15 protein-coding genes are annotated in these 17,814 nt (G+C 68.9%); 9 read left to right on the top strand and 6 right to left on the bottom strand.

Annotation, left to right across the window (positions count from 1 at the left end; genetic code table 11):
- Positions 1-25: 25 nt before the first annotated feature.
- From ACIO3S_RS14995 to ACIO3S_RS15005, 3 genes are all read left to right on the top strand, one after another.
- Positions 26-349: an L-rhamnose mutarotase gene (locus ACIO3S_RS14995; protein WP_160027504.1), complete on the top strand. Its 324-nt coding sequence runs from the start codon at positions 26-28 to the stop codon at positions 347-349.
- Positions 342-1,214, top strand: coding sequence for an amidohydrolase family protein (locus ACIO3S_RS15000; protein ID WP_400464948.1), 873 nt, complete (start codon positions 342-344; stop codon positions 1,212-1,214). The genes ACIO3S_RS14995 and ACIO3S_RS15000 overlap by 8 nt, the downstream gene beginning before the upstream one ends.
- Before the next feature lie 97 nt (positions 1,215-1,311).
- Positions 1,312-3,975, top strand: coding sequence for a right-handed parallel beta-helix repeat-containing protein (locus tag ACIO3S_RS15005; RefSeq protein ID WP_400464950.1), 2,664 nt, complete (start codon positions 1,312-1,314; stop codon positions 3,973-3,975).
- 4 nt (positions 3,976-3,979) lie between these two features.
- Here ACIO3S_RS15005 and ACIO3S_RS15010 read toward each other — a convergent pair whose 3' ends face one another.
- Genes ACIO3S_RS15010 through ACIO3S_RS15020 form a run of 3 tightly spaced genes read right to left on the bottom strand, consistent with a single transcriptional unit; the run spans position 3,980 to position 7,208 of the window.
- A complete protein-coding gene (locus ACIO3S_RS15010) occupies positions 3,980-4,735 on the bottom strand; it encodes a sugar phosphate isomerase/epimerase family protein (protein ID WP_400464952.1) in 756 nt (251 codons plus the stop codon).
- Positions 4,736-4,737: 2 nt separating this feature from the next.
- A complete protein-coding gene (locus ACIO3S_RS15015) occupies positions 4,738-6,225 on the bottom strand; it encodes a hypothetical protein (RefSeq protein WP_400464954.1) in 1,488 nt (495 codons plus the stop codon).
- Positions 6,222-7,208, bottom strand: a complete 987-nt coding sequence (locus ACIO3S_RS15020) for a hydroxyacid dehydrogenase (protein WP_400464957.1) — start codon at positions 7,206-7,208, stop codon at positions 6,222-6,224. Before ACIO3S_RS15020 ends, ACIO3S_RS15015 begins: the two co-directional genes overlap by 4 nt.
- Positions 7,209-7,422: 214 nt before the next feature.
- Between ACIO3S_RS15020 and ACIO3S_RS15025 the strand changes: the two genes are divergently transcribed.
- Genes ACIO3S_RS15025 through ACIO3S_RS15035 form a run of 3 tightly spaced genes read left to right on the top strand, consistent with a single transcriptional unit; the run spans position 7,423 to position 10,568 of the window.
- Positions 7,423-8,682, top strand: a complete 1,260-nt coding sequence (locus tag ACIO3S_RS15025) for an ABC transporter substrate-binding protein (protein WP_400464959.1) — start codon at positions 7,423-7,425, stop codon at positions 8,680-8,682.
- Positions 8,683-8,712: 30 nt separating this feature from the next.
- On the top strand, positions 8,713-9,699 hold the full coding sequence (locus ACIO3S_RS15030; protein WP_400464962.1) for a carbohydrate ABC transporter permease: 987 nt from the start codon (positions 8,713-8,715) through the stop codon (positions 9,697-9,699).
- Positions 9,696-10,568, top strand: coding sequence for a carbohydrate ABC transporter permease (locus ACIO3S_RS15035; RefSeq protein ID WP_400464964.1), 873 nt, complete (start codon positions 9,696-9,698; stop codon positions 10,566-10,568). The genes ACIO3S_RS15030 and ACIO3S_RS15035 overlap by 4 nt, the downstream gene beginning before the upstream one ends.
- A gap of 36 nt (positions 10,569-10,604) precedes the next feature.
- Here the strand turns inward: ACIO3S_RS15035 and ACIO3S_RS15040 are convergent, their stop codons facing one another.
- The gene (locus ACIO3S_RS15040) at positions 10,605-11,366 is read right to left on the bottom strand and encodes a FadR/GntR family transcriptional regulator (protein WP_400464967.1); all 762 of its coding nucleotides are present in this window, start codon (positions 11,364-11,366) and stop codon (positions 10,605-10,607) included.
- Between the two features lie 233 nt (positions 11,367-11,599).
- On the opposite strand from ACIO3S_RS15040, the gene ACIO3S_RS15045 reads away from it, so the two are divergent.
- The gene (locus ACIO3S_RS15045) at positions 11,600-13,492 is read left to right on the top strand and encodes a right-handed parallel beta-helix repeat-containing protein (protein WP_400464970.1); all 1,893 of its coding nucleotides are present in this window, start codon (positions 11,600-11,602) and stop codon (positions 13,490-13,492) included.
- Between the two features lie 117 nt (positions 13,493-13,609).
- A complete protein-coding gene (locus ACIO3S_RS15050; RefSeq protein ID WP_400464973.1) occupies positions 13,610-14,380 on the top strand; it encodes an enoyl-CoA hydratase/isomerase family protein in 771 nt (256 codons plus the stop codon).
- A 5-nt stretch (positions 14,381-14,385) separates the two neighbouring features.
- On the opposite strand, the gene ACIO3S_RS15055 is transcribed toward ACIO3S_RS15050, so the two are convergent.
- Complete coding sequence (locus ACIO3S_RS15055) at positions 14,386-14,970, bottom strand: hypothetical protein (RefSeq protein ID WP_400464975.1); 585 nt, start codon at positions 14,968-14,970, stop codon at positions 14,386-14,388.
- 63 nt (positions 14,971-15,033) lie between these two features.
- On the opposite strand from ACIO3S_RS15055, the gene ACIO3S_RS15060 reads away from it, so the two are divergent.
- Positions 15,034-15,483, top strand: a complete 450-nt coding sequence (locus ACIO3S_RS15060) for a MarR family winged helix-turn-helix transcriptional regulator (protein ID WP_400464978.1) — start codon at positions 15,034-15,036, stop codon at positions 15,481-15,483.
- Between the two features lie 8 nt (positions 15,484-15,491).
- Here the strand turns inward: ACIO3S_RS15060 and ACIO3S_RS15065 are convergent, their stop codons facing one another.
- Positions 15,492-17,708 carry an MBL fold metallo-hydrolase gene (locus tag ACIO3S_RS15065; protein WP_400464981.1) on the bottom strand — a complete coding sequence of 739 codons (2,217 nt, stop codon included), beginning with the start codon at positions 17,706-17,708 and terminating at the stop codon, positions 15,492-15,494.
- Positions 17,709-17,814: the final 106 nt, after the last annotated feature.

Consider the following 17,814-nt stretch of genomic DNA (forward strand, 5'->3'; position numbering starts at 1 on the left):
CCCACCACACCGAGAGGACCCCACCATGACCCGACACGGCTCCGTGGTCCGGTTGCGCCCCGAGAAGGAGGCGGAGTACGTCGAGCTGCACGCCGCTGTGTGGCCCGAGGTGCTCGAGCGCCTGACTGCCAGCAACATCCGCAACTACTCCATCTTCCTGCGCGAGGGCTGGCTCTTCAGCTACTTCGAGTACGTCGGGACCGACTACGACGCCGACATGGCCGCGATCGCCGCTCACGACGTGACCCAGCGGTGGTGGGAGGTCACCGCCCCGTGCCAGGAGCGGCTGCCCTCCGCCGCGGACGACGAGCAGTGGTCGCCGATGACCGAGGTCTTCCACCTTGACTGAGCCCGTGGTCGAGCTGCCGTCCGAGGCGCGGCGCATCGACGCCCACCACCACGTGTGGGACCTCGAGGTCCGCGACCAGGAGTGGACGCGCGATCTCCCGGCCATCCGGCGCTCCTTCTCCTTCGACGACCTCCGGCCCCACCTGGACGACCACGAGATCGCCGGAACCGTCGTCGTCCAGACCGTCGCGGTCGCCGAGGAGACCCCCGAGCTGCTCGCGCTGGCGGCGGCCACGCCCGAGATCCTCGGGGTCGTCGGCTGGGTCGACCTCACCGCCCCGGACGTCGCCGACCGGCTCGCCCGGCTGCGCGAGGGGCCCGGAGGAGAGCTCCTGGTCGGCATCCGGCACCTGGTGCAGTCCGAGCCCGATCCCGAGTGGCTCCTCCGTGACGACGTGCTGCGGGGGCTCACCGCCGTCGCCGATGCCGGCCTCGTCTACGACCTGCTGGTGCGCCAGCCCCAGCTGCCCGCAGCCGTCTGCGCTGTCGAGCAGGTGCCCGGAGGGCGCTGGGTGCTCGATCACGTCGGCAAGCCCGTGATCGACCCCGCTGCTTTCGACGAGTGGGCGGGACACGTCGCCGCGCTCGCCCGCCACGACACCGTGGCGTGCAAGCTGTCCGGGCTCGTCACCGAGCTCGCTCCGGACCAGCCGATCGATGCGGTGCTTCCCTGGGCCGCGTACGTCATCGATGTCTTCGGCGCCGAGCGCACCATGATCGGCTCGGACTGGCCGGTCTGCCTGCTGCGGTCCTCCTACGGCGAGGTGATCAACCTCGCCGACACCGTGCTCGCCGGGCTCGACGACACCGGCCGCGCCGTTGTCCGGGGTGGCACGGCGGCTCGGGTCTACGGCCTCGTCTCCTGATCGAGGTCGCGCGCCCCGGAAACATTGGAAAACGCTTGCCCGCACGTCGTCTGTGATGTTAGACACATGTCATACGTCATATCTCAAGGAGACGGACATGCAGACTCGCACGACACGCCGCGCCCGCGCCGCGGCGGCCGTGGTCCTGGTGGCACTCGGTTCGACGGTCCTCGTCACCGGTACGCAGCCCGCCACCGCGGCCGAGACGACCCTCACGGTCCACGTCGCCCCGGACGGCGACGACGCCGACCCGGGCACGAAGAGCCGGCCGCTGCGGACGGTGGAAGCGGCCCGCGACGCGCTGGCCGGACGTACCTCCGCAGAGAACCGAGGCACGGTGATCGTCCAGGGAGGCGAGTACGTCCTCGATGACGCGATCGACCTGACCGGTCCCGAGCACTCCTGGGTCACCTACCGCGCCGCGGCGGGGGAGAAGGTCCGCCTCACCGGCGCGCACGCCCTGGAAGCCCAGGGCTGGCGGCCGCTCGCGGACCTGTCCGAGGAGGAGCTCGCCCAGCCTCAGCTCTCCTCGAACGCCCGACTCGACTCGCCGGCGCTGCGCGAGGGCGTCTGGGTCTACGACCTGGGTGCCGAGGGCATCGACCCAGGCACGCTCTACAAGAACGGGTTCAACTGGCTTCCGCAGCCCTTCGCTCCCGAGCTCGTCGTCGACGGCGGGACGCAGACGCTCGCGCAGTTCCCCAACCAGGAGGGCTGCACCGGGGCGGACTCCAGCTGTCACCTCTACGGCGACGGCGGCAAGTGGAAGGTCCCGGCGACCAACGACCTCATCCAGTGGACGCTGCGCGACCGGTTCGGGATGGAGCCCGACTGGGCGATCAGCGGGACGACGCCGCGCGCGCAGTTCGAGGACAAGAAGCAGCAGCTCGCCGACCCCGAGGACCGCGACACCTGGTCCCAGGACGAGATGCGCAAGATGACGCCTCCCCTCTACGAGGTCGGTGGCCGGCTCCTCGAGGGCGACCGCTACCAGGGCTGGGCTCCGCAGGGGGTGCCGGAGATCATCGACCACGGCACCCGCGGCTTCGGTGCCTACTCCCACATCCCGGTGCAGGCCGACCCGCAGGAGCTCACCGACGTCGACAACACGACGTACGAGACCGAGGCGTGGCTCTCGGGCTATCTCGGCAACAACTACGCCAACGACATGGTGCGGCTGGTCTCCTGGAGCGGCACGACGATGTACGCCAAGTACCCCTCGATGTACTGGCCCCGCAACGACTACACCAAGGTCAAGGCGATCAACATCCTCTCCGAGATGGACGTCGAGGGTGAGTACTACATCGACCGCCACGCGGGCAACGACGTCGTCTACTACAAGCCGGCGGGCGGGACGATGGCGGGCAAGAGCGCGACGCTGCGCGCCTTCGACGACAACATCTTCCGGCTCGAGGGCACCACAGGCGTGACCCTGAAGGGTCTGTCGATGTCGGACTCGCTGATCAGCGCGGTCCAGCTGCTCGATGCCGAGAAGACGCTGATCGACGGCGTCGACATCTCCAACGTCAGCATGGACGCGGTCCGCATCGGCGAGACCACCGAGTCGATCACCGCGCTGCCCGACTACGAGACCGTACGTGGCGGCCACGACAACGTCGTCCAGAACTCCTACCTCCACGACCTCGGTGGTGGCGGAGTCCTGCTCGGCGGTGGCGACCGTAGCACTCTCGAGCGCGGGGACAACGTGGCCCGCAACAACGAGATCGCTCGCTTCTCGCGGCTGGCGACCTACACGCCGGCGGCCTATCTGTACGGCGTCGGCAACAGCTTCGAGAACAACTACGTCCACGATGCGCCCCACATGGCGGTGCAGATCATGGGCAACGACATGCGCGTCAACCACAACTACTTCTACGACCTGGTGAAGAACGCCGGCGACCAGGGCGTCGTCTACACCGGGCGTGACTACACCTATCTGGGCAACGAGGTCGCGTACAACTTCTTCGACACCATCGGCGGCTCCAACGACGCGTTCTACATGGACGACGGCGTCTCGGGGATGCGGTTCCACCACAACGTCGTGAAGAACGCGCACTCGGGTGTCTTCTTCCAGTCGGGCCACAGCAACAAGGCGACGGACAACGTGTTCATCGACGTCGACCAGACCGGCCACGACCAGCTCTACCACCGCAACGGCGAGACCGGCCTGCCTGTGCCGAACGGCTGGGTGGTGCAGAGCCGCTACAACTCGTTCCTCGACGTACGGCCGGGCGAGAAGTACTCGGCCACCGAGGAGGACGTCGCCGGCTGGCACCGTCACTACACCGACGGCAAGGCCCGCTACTCCGACGGGAAGCCGATCGTGTTCCCGGAGATCGGGGACTGGTACGTCCCGCGCGTCACCGCCACCGGCGAGGACTGCAAGAAGGCCGACTACGCGCCTGCTGCCACCAACGGCTGCGACCGTGCGACCGTGTGGGAGAACCCCAACTCCCTCTACGTGCCCGCCCGCAACGCGATCGACCGCTCGGTCATCATCGGCGGCGGTGAGTACCGCGCCGGCGAGAACTCGTTCGCGAACCCGGCCGCGACCTATCGCCTCTCCACGTGGAGCGACGCGATCAACACCAACCTCAGCAAGCCCGCGTCGCTCGAGGCCGCCGGGCTCGACCTCGACACGCTGAGCTTCAGCTACACCGGTGAGGTCGCCCAGACCTTCGGCCAGGAGTGGGTGGCGACCTGGAACCGGCTGGTCACCCGGGACGGCATCGGGCTCCCCGGCGGCCCGGCCGCCGGCTGAGCGGTCAGGTCGCCTGCGCGATCCACTCGCGCAGGCGACCTGCCTCGCTCGGCAGCATCGACATGTCGTCGTCGGGCAGGAACTCCAGCAGTACGTCCGTCGGCCGCCCGGCGGCCGCGAGCATCTCCAGGGCCGCCGGCCACAGGTCGGCTCGGGCCGCCAACGGCAGGCGCTCGTGACGTGGCCACCAGGAGAACGCGTGCACCGCACGTACGTGCGGGAGCAGCCGGGCGAGCCCGGCCAGGGCCACTTCTGAGGGCTCGCCCACCCGGGGCTGCCAGTAGGTGCCGACGTTGGGCCGGTCCACCTCGTCGAGGAGGTCGAGGGTGGACTCGACGGTGTCCGCCAGGGTCAGGTCGTGGTGCTCGAAGGCGAGCTCGAGGCCGTGGCCGGCCGCCTCGTCGGCCAGCCGCTGTACGCGGCGTACGACCTCGGCGCGCTCGGCGGGGGAGGCCTCGGCCGAGCCGGTGGTGCCCGCCCAGATGCGTAGGCGTGTGCACCCCAGCGCCTGGGCTGCGCCGATCAGCGCGCCCCCGTCGTCGTCCGCCGGTGCCCGCCAGTAGGTGCCGTAGGAAGCGACGGCCAGTCCGGCAGCAGCGGTGGCCGCGGCCAGGCCGCGCAGGTCGCCGGCAGGCGGGGCGTGGACGTCGGCACCCCACTCGATGCAGGCCAGGCCGGCCTCCGCGGCGGCCTCGAGCACCCCGCCCGTCGGGAGATGACGGGCGGTGACCGAGCACAGCCCGGGGCGCAGCAAGGTCATGGTCAGAGCTCTCCCTGATAGGTCGTGCCGAGCGTGGAGACGTCGGTGGGGCGATCGGAGGTGTCCACCCGACGCATGCCGTCGTTGGTCTCGAGGAAGAGTGGCGCCTCGGGGTAGCGCAGCTCGTCGTCGAGCGGCTCCTTGTCGGTCCACGCGAAGAAGTCGCGCCCGAACACCGCCCGGTCCTTGCGGCCGTAGAGGTGGAGGTCGCCTGCGGTCAGCGGGCTGCGGATGCACCAGTGCACGCCGTGCTCGGCCCATACGGCCCGGTTGGTCATCAGCACCGACTGGCGCTCGTCGGGCGTGAGCACCGTCGTCCAGAAGTCCTGGCCCGGGTCCTCGACGTCGTCGGCGAGGAAGACCAGGTCGTGGGCGTGCCAGGCGGTGCTCGGGGCGACGTCGGCCTCGGTGCCCCAGTGGGTCGCCGAGGCGAAGTAGCCGGCCGGCGCCTGATAGTGCGCGTACGTCGCCCGGCAACGCGCCATGAACTCCTCGAGCTCGGCGTCGGGGCGCACCCGGCACACCTCACGGATGCCGTGCAGCGACAGTCCCATGCCCGCGATCAGCATGGGGGTGTCGCTCTTCAGCGTCGTGCTGGGTGCGACGTACCAGTAACGGTGGAAGCGGGTCTGGCCGTCCGCGTCGGTCCATGCGGAGCGGGCGACATGGCGGCACAGCCGGACCGCCTCGTCGAGATAGCGCTGCTCGCCCAGGCGCAGGTGGCCGAGCAGCAGCGGCATGATCATCAGGCCGTAGTACTCCGCAGGCTCCAGGATCCCGCCGGCGACCCGATCCTCGGCCTGGCGCCAGGTGCCCGAGGAGTCGGCGTCCGGGACTCCGGGCTCGTGGTGGCGGGCGATGAGGACGTCGAGGTCCTCGCGGATCTCGGCCAGACCGCTGTCGTCGCCGGTCACCTCAGAGAGCAGCAGCTTGACCCACACCCGGGCGTACTCCTGGTTGCAGGTGCCGTCCTCGGCCGGGCGGCCGCCGCCGAAGGAGTGGAGGGCGACCAGGTTGCGGCGCACCACGTCGACGATGCGGTCGACCTCGGCGTCGTCGAGCAGGTGCCGGGCGTGCTTGAGCCCGAGGAGCAGACCGATGCTGCCGGTGGCGTTGTGGATCAGGCCGGTCGTGGCCGACTCGCCGACCTGGAAGCCGACGTGCTTGTACTGGTCGTCGTCCTGCAGGGCGCTGCTCTGGAAGCGCATCATCCGCCGCCACACCTCGGCGGCCCGGTCATCGGGCCGCGCGGCGAGGAGCAGTGCGACGGCACCGAGAGCCGGCGCGGAGAAGGCGGCGTGGCCGCTGGTCCAGTCGAGGAAGGTCGCGGGGTTCGTGCCCCACACGCTGTGGTTGTGGAAGCCGTTGATCGCCCCTTCGTCGGTGACCCAGGTCAGGAACCAGCGGGTGAGGTCGGCGAGGTCGGGCGCAGAGGTGGGGCCAGGGGTGAGGGTGGTCACGTGGGTCTCCGGTTTCGGGATGGCGGTCATGCGCTGGTGGCCAGGGTGGCGGGGTCGACCGGGTGCAGGGGCGGCCGGCCGTCGACCAGGGCGCGCACCTCGTCGACGGCGGCGCGGCCGAGGCGGCGTAGCTCACTGCCCTGCGAGCCGGCGATGTGCGGGGTCAGGGTGACGTTGGGCAGGCTCCACATCGGATCATCGGCGGGGAGCGGCTCCGGCTCGGTGACGTCCAGGACGGCCCGCAGGCGCCCCGACACGAGCTCGGCGCGGAGCGCGTCGTGGTCGACGACGCCACCCCGGGCGGTGTTGATCAGGGTCGTGCCGTCGCCCATCAACCCGAGCAGGCGAGCGTCGACGAGGTGCCTGGTCTGCGGCAGCAGCGGCGCGTGCAGCGAGACGACGCGCGAGCGCGCGAAGAGCTCGTCGAGGTCCACGAGCTCGGCGCCCAGCTCGGCGGCGCGCGCTGCGTCGATCGTGGGGTCGCTGACCAGGACGGTGAGGTCGAACGGGGCGAGCAGCTCGATCAGCGCTCGTCCCGTGGCCGAGGCGCCCAGCACGCCGATGGTCGTGCCGTACGCCCCGTCGATCGTGTCGTCGACGGTGAGGTCGGGAGACACCCGCTCGGCGCGGAACCGCTCGGTCAGTGGGAGGACCGACTTCGTCGCCCACAGCACCGCGGCCAGGGCGTACTCGGCCACGGGGCGGGCGTTGGGCTCCACGCCGCAGGTGACCCGGAGGTCACGCTCCCAGGCTGCGGGGGTGAGGAAGTACTTCACCGAGCCCGCGGCATGGACGACGGCGCGCAGCCGTGGCATCCGGGCGAGAGCCGATGCGTCGATGGTCGGCGTGCCCCAGGCCGTGATGAGCACCTCCATCTCGGCGGCACCTGGGTCGTCGTAGGACGTGAGCACGGCGTCGGCATCGATGTCCACGAGCTCGCCCAGCTCGGCCAGCAGGGTGGCATCGAAGAACCGATGCTGAAGGTCGGGAGTCATGGCGAAGGCGGCACGCACGAGGCGGCTCCTCTCGGTGTGGTCGAGGCTGGTTGGACCGTTTCAAAAATGTCTAGAACGGGCTTGCCTATTTAAACATCATATGTGTTATCTTCGTCACGTTAGTGCCCGGGATAGCGCTTTCCTAATCCTGGTGGTCGGCAGCTCGCATCGCCAGGATCCCCACGAACAACCTCCGTCGGAGAGATCGACGGACGACGAAACGGAGACTCCTGTGGAGACACGACGCATGTGGAGGGTGGGTGCTGTCGCGGCGGTTCTCTTCCCCCTGATCGCGACCGCGGCCTGTGGAGGCAACGGCGCCGCCAGCGACGACAGCAAGGAGGTGCGGGTGCTGGTCAACCTGACCGACAACCTCACCAAGGACTTCTGGAACGACCTGGTGAAGCCCTTCGAGGACGAGACCGGCATCGACGTCAAGATCGAGGGGCCGACCGGCACCAACGTGAGCGAGACCTTCAGCTCTCAGCTCGCCGCGGGCACCGCCCCCGACGTCGTGCAGTCGATCTTCCCGGACGACCAGATCGCTCCCGAGGTGCTCGACCTCTCCGACGAGAGCTGGGTCGAGGACATCCCGATGGTCGACACGTACGCCATCGACGGCAAGCGGCTGGTCGCCGGTGTCGGCTCCCAGGCGCAGTCGCTCGTCTACTACAACAAGACGGCCTTCGAGAAGGCCGGGATCAAGGCCACGCCGCAGACCTGGGACGAGTTCGACGCTGCGCTCGGCAAGCTCGCCGACGCCGGCTACACCCCGCTGCAGACCGCGGGCCAGTGGCAGACCGGCCTCCAGCTCCAGCAGCTGTGGCACCCCACCCTCAACACCGAGCAGCCCGAGTGGCAGTCGACCGTCGCCGACGGGAAGCTGACCCTCGGTGACGCCTTCGAGCCGATGTTCGAGCACTACGCCACCTGGCTGGGCGACGGCTACATCAAGAAGACCGATGTCGGCCTCGACCCGACCACGGCCGACGCCAACTTCATGGACGGCAAGGTCGGGATGTACCCGCTCGGGAGCTGGCTCGTCGCCAGCCTGGACAACGCGGGCGAGCTTCCGTTCGAGGTGGGCGTCTTCTCCCCGCCGGTGGACGAGGGCATGGCCTACCCCGGCCCGCAGGGCGCGACCATGGCGAGCCCCTACATGGTCTACGCCGGCAGCGAGCGCTCCGACGAAGCCCTCCAGCTTGTCGAGTATCTGGTGACTGACCAGGCCGCGATCGAGAGCCAGCTGACCGCCGACGGCGTGTTCCGTGCCGGCGCCTCCGTCGAGCAGTCGCCGGTCGCGACGGAGATCCAGGCGATCATCGACGAGGCACCCGAGCTGGTGGCGGTGGGCGAGGGCGCGGGCGACATCCGCCTGCCCGTCGTGGGCCTCAACGACAAGTTCACCGAGATCGTGCAGAGCCTCTACACCGGAACCAGCCCCGAGGACGCCGCGAAGGCGCTCGACGACTGGGCCGAGCAGAATGGCTGACCCCTCGGGGCCACGACGAGGAGAACGATGATGGCTCTCATGAGCGTCAGCAACACCGACAGCCCTCCCGCGGCAGTGGACCTGCCGCGGGAGGAAGGGGCCCGGCCTCGCCGGGCGATCGGCCGGTCATCCGGTTCCCGTCCGCGCACCTCGCGGTGGGTGGAGGCCTCGATGGTGCTACCCGCGTTGGTGGTCTTCGTCGGGCTCCTCGTCGTGCCCGTCGGGTACGCCGTCTACTACAGCTTCACCGACTACAACGGCTTTCCGACGCAGACCCCGGAGATCGTCGGCTTCGACAACTACGTCAGGATCTTCGAGTCCGCCGACGTCCGGGGCTCCATGACGGTGACCGCGATCGTCGCGGTCGCGGGCTCGATGGTGGTCAACGCCGCGGCGCTCGGCCTGGCCCTGCTGTTGTGGCGCACCACCCGCTTCACCGCGTTCGCCCGGGTGGTCATGTTCTACCCCCACGTGCTCAGCCTGATCGTCGTCGGCTTCCTCTGGTCGGCGATCCTGGGCCCGCAGGGGGCGGTCAACTCGGTGCTGGAGAACCTGGGCAGCAGCGCGCTCCCGTTCCTCAGCGACGAGACCTGGGCGCTCGCCACCCTGATCCTCGTCATCGCCTGGGCGCAGTTCGGCGTCCAGCTGCTCATCTATCTCGCGGGGCTCCAGGCAGTGCCCGCCGAGCTCTTGGAGGCCGCGCGCATGGACGGTGCCAACCGCTGGCAGACCTTCCGCCACGTCACCTGGCCGGCGCTCGCGCCATCGGTGACGGTGGCCCTGATCACCTCGATGATCTCGCTGCTCAAGACCTACGACGTCGTCGTCTCGCTGACCGGCGGCGGACCGGCAGGATCCACGAAGACCTTCGCCTACCAGATCCTCGCCGTGGAGTTCCCCAAGCGGCAGGTGGGACTGGCCTCGGCCGAGGCCGTGGTCCTCATCCTCGTGGCCGCGATCCTCGCCTTCGGCGTGCTCGCGCTGCGCCGCCGTCACGACCAGGGGGCTCAGGCATGAGCGCGCTGCAAGCACTGGCGGGCCGGCGGAACTCGACCGGCGAGCGGCGTACGCCGTTCTGGTACGCCATGGTCACAGCACTCTGCGTGGTGATGCTGGTGCCGATGTACCTCTTGGTCGTCAACGCGTTCAAGGACCAGCGCGACATCATCAGCAGGCCGTTCTCGCTCTCGCCCGGTCAGTTCACGCTCGAGCATCTCGTTGCGGCCTGGAACAACCCGGACTTCGACATCGCGTTCGGCTACGCCGTGACGATCGGGCTGGTCATCTGCGTCAACATCGTCTCCATCGGCGTGTGCGCGCCCGCGGCGTACGTCATCGCGCGCTCGCCACGGCCGGTGTTCGGTGCGGCGCTGCTGTTCTTCATCTCGGGCATGTTCATCCCGACCCAGGTGATCCTGGTGCCGGTGATCTTCGTGCTCCGCGCGATCGGGCTGATGTCGACGTTCCCAGGGCTGGTGCTCTTCATGGCCTCGGCGACGGTGCCGTTCACGATCTTCGTCTTCACCGGGTTCATCCGGATGCTGCCCGCCTCGCTCGACGAGGCGGCGGCGATCGACGGCGCCGGTCCGTACCGGACGCTGTGGACGATCATCCTGCCGCTCATGAAGCCGATCGTGGCGACCGTGTTCATCCTGAACACGTTGAGCGTGTGGAACGACTTCGCCAGCCCGCAGCTCATCCTGGGTCCCGGTTCGGGCCTCTACACGGTCACCACGGGTGTCTACGCCTCGGTGGGGGAGTACTCCGCCGACTACACGCAGGTGTTCCCCACGCTCCTGCTGGCCGTGCTGCCCATCCTGGTGATCTTCGTGCTCACCCAGCGTTGGGTGATGAGTGGCCTGGCCGCCGGAGCGGTCAAGGGGTGAGGTGTGGGCGGCCACGGTGGCTGCCCACACCCAGGCTCAGTCCTCGCGGTTGGCGTCGGGCAGCGGCAGCCTGCGGCGGCGCCACGCCTCGAGGATGTGGTTGTTCATCGCGTCCTGCGCCCGCACCGGGTCTCCCTCGGAGATGGCGGCGTGCACGGCCTCGTGCTCACGCAGGGTCAGGGCGAACGCGTCGGGTGTGTCGACGCCGTGGTAGCGAGAGCTCTCCAGCGCGTGGTCCATGAGCGTACGAGCGATGTTGCCGGCGAGCCGGTTGCGGGAGAGCTCCATGACGGTCTCGTGGAAGGCCACGTCGGCGGCGCGGAAGACATCCTCGTCGGCCGTGCTCTCCCGCATCCGCTGCATCGCCCGGTCGAGCTCGGCGACCTGCTCGTCCGATCGCCGCTGGGCGGCCTCTGCCGCCATCACCGACTCGAGCTGGGCACGGACGACGCTGAGCTCGTCGAGAATGCCCAGCGTCTCGTCGTGCTTGATCAAGGCGGAGAGGACCACTCGGTCCATCGTGTTCCACGCCGTCATCGGGCGCACCTCGGTGCCACGCCCGCGCGCGATCGTGACGAGACCCTTCTCCTCGATGCGCTTCACGGACTCGCGTACGACGGTGCGGCTCACGCCGAACTGCTCGCTGAGCGGTCCTTCCGGCGGCAGCGCGTCACCCGGAGCCAGGCGCCCGGAGACGATCGCGTCGACGAGCTCGTCGACGACGACCACGCCGAGCATCGGCTGCCGGTCACGCGGCTGGGAGAGAACCGTGGTGGTCCGGGAAAGCGGTTGCGGCATAACCGGAAGTGTAGGACATCGTACGTCGCCGCGACGCCGATCCGACCGTGCGGCGCGGACGCATGCGAGGCATCTCATCATCCAGGCAGGTCTTGACACGTCATATGTATGACATCACGCTAGGTGCGTGGCGCATGTCACACGGAGCTCGTCTCGGAGGCTGCACGGTCACCCCTGGGTGGTCCTTCTGCCTCTCGCCGGGCGCTCCGCCCCCATAGAGAAGGGAACGGACCATGCAGCAACCAATGACGCGCCGCCTGGGCGCGCTGGCCGCGGCGGCCGTCGTAGCGGTCACCGGGTTCGCGGTCACCACACAGACCGCCGGCGCGGCGGGAGGAAAGTGCAAGGCCCTCTGGGTCGCGCCCGACGGCAGCGACGAGGCCGCCGGGTCGGAGAGTGCCCCGTTCGCGACCTTGGAGCGTGCCCGCGACGAGATCCGCGACAAGAAGCTCAATGCCCAGATGGGTTGCGACGTCACGGTCAACGTCCGGGCCGGTGAGTACCAGGTGGACTCCACGCTCGAGCTCGACGACCGTGACAGCGGAAGCAACGGCCACGACGTGGTCTACCGGTCGGTGGACGGACCGGGTAAGGCGGTCCTGACCGGTGCAAAGGAGCTGACCGGGTGGGAGCCGTTCCGCGACGGGATCTACAAGACCAAGGTCGAGCCGGGGCAGCGGTTCTACACGCTGTTCGAGGACGGCGCGCGGGCCGAGGTCGCCCGCTATCCCAACCGCGGGTCGGAGGACTCGCACGGGCCGTACCTCTTCTCCAAGCTCGGTGAGCCCGAGAAGGAGGCCGTGCGGCAGTGGCTGTACTGGGAGGAAGGTGACTGGGACCCGGCGTGGGACGACACTCCGACCAGCAACCCCTTGGCCAACGCCCAGGTGACCGTGTGGTCCGGTGGCTCCTGGAGCTGGTTCACCGACACCGTGCCGCTCGGCGGGGCCGACTACCGCAAGGGCTTCACCACGCTGAAGTACTGGACCCGCTACGCGCTGGTCAACAGCGGTGGCGGCTCGCGCTACTTCATCCAGAACGCTCTCCCGTTCCTCGACCAGGCGGGTGAGTACTACTTCGACTACGCCAACAACGAGATCTACTACAAGCCGAAGGGCGACATCAGCAAGGTGCGGATCATGGCACCGACGGTGAAGAAGCTGATCGATGTGAAGGGTGCGACGCCGGAGCGGCGGGCACGCGACATCACCTTCGACGGGATCGGGCTGCAGCACAGCGACTTCGTCGACTGGTACCGCGCGGGGTGGATCTCGGCGGGCGACTCGGGCGAGCCCCACAAGTACCCCGAGTACGACCGGCAGATCGAGATGCCGCGCAACCGCTTCGGTGCGATCACGCTGGAGAACACCAAGGACATCACGCTGACCAACCTGCATGTCTCCGACACCGGGTTCATGGGTGTCTACGCGCTGTTCGCCAATGAGGGCCTGAAGGTCACCAACAGCCTGTTCGAGAACATCGGCGCGGACGCGATCAAGATCGAGGGTGGCTGGCCCGGCGAAGGCGACCTGAGCCACGGACACACGATCTCCAACGTGTTCATCGACCACATCGGCGAGCTGGTGCCCGGCGACGCTTCCGGGATCGAGCTGATGGACACCGGCAACAACCTGGTGGAGAACGTCTTCGTCAACCACTCCGCGCGGTACGGCATCAGCCTGGAGTCGCGTCCGGAGGTCATCGACGGCGAGCAGTACACCGACAACAACACCTTCCGCTACATCGAGATCCAGAACGCCGGTCTGGACTCGGGTGACATGGGCGCGTTCTACACGTACGGCGTGGCCAACCAGGATCCGCACCCCATCAAGAACAAGGTGGAGCAGATGGTGATCGGTGACGTACTGACCGACCCGGTCGGGGAGATGCCCGACTCCGGCACGCGCGGCATCCACATGGACGCCGGCGGCTGCGGGTTCTCCTTCGCCAACATCGAGGTCGGTGAGACCACCGACCAGTCCTACCAGTCCTACCAGTGCAACGAGGTCACCAACGGCAACTGGAACGACGGGTTCGACGCCTCGAAGATGGAGTACGACAAGATCGGCATCACCTCGGAGTTCCCCTACGACGTGACCGCCCAGATCGAGGCGGCCCGCTCCTAGGGATCCGCTGACCCGGCTGCGTGCCGGGAGCACCACCACCGCAGGCCCGGCGCATCGCGCCGGGCCTGCGGCCGTCCTGGATGATCGGCCGGCCGCCCCAGGGGTCAGGATGAAGCCATGAACATGAACGAACCAGGTGTGGATCTGAGCATCGACGGCGTGGTGGCGACCGTGCTGCTGGACCGTCCCGACGTACGCAACGCCCAGCATCCGGTGATGTGGGCGGCGATCGCGGGGTTCCTCGAGTCGCTTTCAGCTGATGTGCGGGTCGTGGTCGTGCGCGGGTCCGGCGGCACGTTCTCCGCGGGGCTGGACCTGTCGCTGGTCGATCCGGGGCAGACCGAGGTGGCCGGGAGCCTCGTCGCGACGCTGGCACGGAGCGACCAGGAGGTCATCGACCTGATCGGGGAGTATCAGCGGCCGTTCGCGGCGCTGGCGGACCCGAGGTTCATCTCGATCGCGGTCGTCGAGGGGTACGCGATCGGTGCCGGTTTCCAGATGGCGCTGGCGTGCGACCTGCGGATCATGGCCGACGACGCCTGGGTCTGTATGAAGGAGCCTGCGCTGGGGCTGGTTCCCGACCTCGCCGGCACCAAGCCCTTGGTCGAGGCCGTGGGCTATGCGCGAGCGCTCGAGATCTGTGCCACCGCGCGCAGGGTGGGCGCTGCCGAGGCCGAGTTGATCGGGCTCGCGCAGAGCGTCTTGCCGGCCGCTGAGCTGGACTCGGCCCTCACCGACCTGGTCGGGTCGCTCGTCGCCCACGATACGACCGCGGTGCGGCGTACGCACGAGCTCTTGGCGGCTGCGTCGAGCCGGAGTCTCGACGAGCAGCGCCTCGCCGAGCGCACCGCCCAGGTGGGCCGCCTCCGCGCCGTGCTCGGACGCTGATCCCGCTACGACACCGGCTGGCCGTGGTCGACGAAGTCGATACCGAGGGCCAGTTGGCGCAGCCGCGTGCCGAACCAGGCCGCCGCCAGGCAGATGACGAGGTACATCGAGACGGCCTGGGTCGCGTAGTTGGGGTAGTGGAGCACCCAGATCACCTGGTCGTCGGTCGAGGCCGGGTCGGCCCAGATGTAGGGCATCATCCAGGCGATGAAGCCGCCGGTCAGCTGGGATGCGACGAAGATCAGCAGGGCCTCGCCGGCGCGACTCCACCACTGACGAGGCAGCTCGCGGCGGAGCGCGGGGCCGACCTTGCGGACGAGCCCCGGTCGCCATGCGCCGCCGGGCGCGACCCGGGCCGAGATGCGCGGTGCCACCGCGATCAGCAGGAAGGACAGCACCAGAAACGCGGTGATGCCGAACGAGGTGATCCCCGGAACCAGGGCGACCCGGCTCCGCATGAGCCCAGGGGTCAGCAGCAGTGCGGCGAGCGGAGCTCCGACGAGCAGTGTCGCGACGTAGCAGCGGAGCAGGGCACCGGCGAAGGTGGGGGAATCAGTGGTCGTCCGGGGTGGCGAGAGCTCGATCCTCATGGGCGGAGACTAGCCTGTTATTTCACTAAGGTGAAACAAATTTGCGAGGAGGGGAGGAGCCGCATGTCCGAGGAGGGCGATCGGCTCGGCGCCGAGCTGAGCCTTCGCGTGGTGATGTTCCACGAGGCCATCGCCCGCCGGCTGGGCGTCAGCAACAGCGAGCACAAGATGCTCGATCTCGTGGCCCGCCACCCCGACGGCATCACCCCCGGCGAGCTCTCGGCAGCGACCGGCCTGAGCAATGCGGCCGTCACCAAGATCGTCGACAAGCTCGTCGCCGCCGACTACGTACGTCGTGAACGCAGCTCGCGTGATCGCCGGTCGTTCCGGATCCACACCACGCCTCACTTCCAGCAGACCTCACGCCCGACTGCGGCCGGGCTCGCTCGACGGATCGAGGAGATGAACCAAGGCTTCGACCAGCAGGAGCTTGCCGCCATCGGACGCTGGGTCACCGGTGTGATCGAGGCGCTCCGGATCGAGACCGAGCGCCTGGAGTCCGGGGACGCCTGACAGGGTCGTCAGTCGGCCTCGAAGACGGGGGTGCCGTCGGCGGGGACGACGATGGCGCTGGCGGGAGTCAGGTCGACCCGGTAGGTTCCGCCGGCGCTCACCGTGGCACGCACGGCCTCGGCCTCCGCGCGGCTGCCGAGGCGCTGCGTACGCAGGATCTCGGTGACCTCGGGCCGGATCGACTCGACGGGGCCGACGCCGGGGAGGAAGCCACCGTAGGAGTCGAGGACGTCGAGCTCGAACTGGACGTACCAGCCGTCGGGGTCGTGCACGAAGCTGTCGATCTTGATGTTGATGCCGTCGGCCAGGAGCGGGATCAGCGGATTGCGGTTGAGCGCGCGGTCGTAGCCGTGCTGCACCTGGCCGCCGTCGACCAGCCGGACGCGTACGTCCTGGTCTCCGTTCTCGCGGCCGGGCTTGAACGGACCGTAGGTCTCGATGCTCTGGTAGCCGGGCTGGGTGTCGGCGATGGCGTTGGTGGCGGTGGCGTACCTCTTCTCGAGGTAGTTCACCCACTCACCGGGGACCATCGCGTCGAGCATCGTGAGCTGGCGGTCGCTGTTGGCCGGGTCGTTGTTGTAGGCCTTGAGGGCCTGGTAGATCTCGACGAGCGGGAACTGGTTGGCGTGCTGGCCGGTGACGTAGTCGGGCGCGACCCGCTGCTGGAGCCAGGCGAGGTTGTAAGGGAATCCGAGCCGCTGCCAGCCGTTCGTCGGGGTCACGGTCCTGGCGCTCCAGCCGTAGCCACCCATGTAGCCGAACGTCAGGCGCTTGCCGTCGCGAGGGTTCTCGACCTCGAACACGAACGAGGCCGACCCGGGAGTGTGGCCGGGCGACCACAGCGGCATCAGGCGTACGTTGCCGAAGTCCATCCACTCGTCGTAGACCAGGAAGTCGCTGCGCTCCCGGATCAGGGTCTCGCTCGCGGGCAGCGCCGGTGGGAGGTTCCAGGTGTTGCCGACGGCGTCCTGGCCGAGTCCGACGATGTCCTCGTGCGGGGAGTGGAGCCGTACGCTGCCGCCGGCGTTCTCGATCATCGTCACCAGCTCGACCGTGGAGCCGTAGTGGTCGCCGTGGCCGTGGGCCATGATGATGTCGTCGATGTGGCGCGGGTCGAAGCCCATGGCCTCGATGTTCTTCCAGTACTGGTAGCCGCTGTTGGGCCAGCCGGTGTCGAGCAGGACGAGCCGGTTGTCGCGCGCGCTCCGGGTGCCCATGTCGGTGTTGAACAGGTAGCAGGAGACCTCGTTGTCGCCGACGAAGTAGAAGGTGTCGGCCACGATCTCGAAGGGTTCGGTGCTGCGGGTGTAGGGCGCCGCGGTGACGCCCGTCGCGACGATGTCGACGTAGCGCTGGCCCGAGACCGGGTCGACGCCCTTGTCGGTGAGCAGGTCACTCTGTGTGGGTACGTCCCACACCGGCTTGCCGTCCGAGACGTCCTGTGGCGTGAAGTAGAAGATCTGGCGCACCCGGGCGTCGTCGGCGTCACGGAAGTCGCGGTCGAAGACGACGAACGCGGCCTGGCGTTCGGTCGTGCTGTAGGCGTAGTCCTTCGTCACCGGCACCGCGGCGAACGTCGAGGGGCGCGAGGCGGCCCAGTTGGCCGTGTCGACGCGGTAGACCTCGACATCGGCCGCGACCCGGTAGGTCTCCTCGTAGCGCTTGCTCGGCCGGGGGAGCGGGCGACCGCCGATGTCCTCGGTCACCTTCCGGCCGTCGCCGATCGTGATCGTGCGGCCGCGCTTGGCGTAGACCCAGCCGGCGGCGACCATCGCACCCGGGCTGCCGTCGCGAGGCGCCAGCTCCGGTCCGTACTTCTGCGTCGCGAAGACGGGTCTGGCCGACTTCGTCAGCACCGTGTGGAAGGGCTGGGTCTGGCCGTCGTCGACCACGACCTCGCCGCGCTTGACCACGAAGTCGACGAGCGCGCCCGGCGCGAGACCGGCCGCGATCTGCTCGGCTGCGCTGGGACGTACGCGCTGGGTCACCGCCAGCCGGAGGCCGCCCTCTCCCAGCACCGGCACCTCGACCACCGCCTGGGTGCCCTGGTCGACGACCTTCGCGTCGCCGATGACGAACCCGACCGCGACCCCGTTGCGCTCGAGCCGCCGCTCCGGGACCGAGGCGTGCGCCGCCTGCTGGGTCCCCGCTCCGCTCGCTGCCAGCGCCCCGCCGCCGGCCACCGTCGCCCCGACCTTGAAGAGTGAACGACGATCGAACTCCATGCCCATGCCATTGCCTCTCGCGAATGCCCTCCCTGGAGGAGGCCGCTGGATTGGCAGCCTAGAAACGGCTCCGAACACGCGTCCAAGCCCGTTTCGGACTGACGTG

This window comes from Nocardioides sp. NPDC087217 (assembly GCF_044744805.1).
Classification (GTDB): domain Bacteria; phylum Actinomycetota; class Actinomycetes; order Propionibacteriales; family Nocardioidaceae; genus Nocardioides.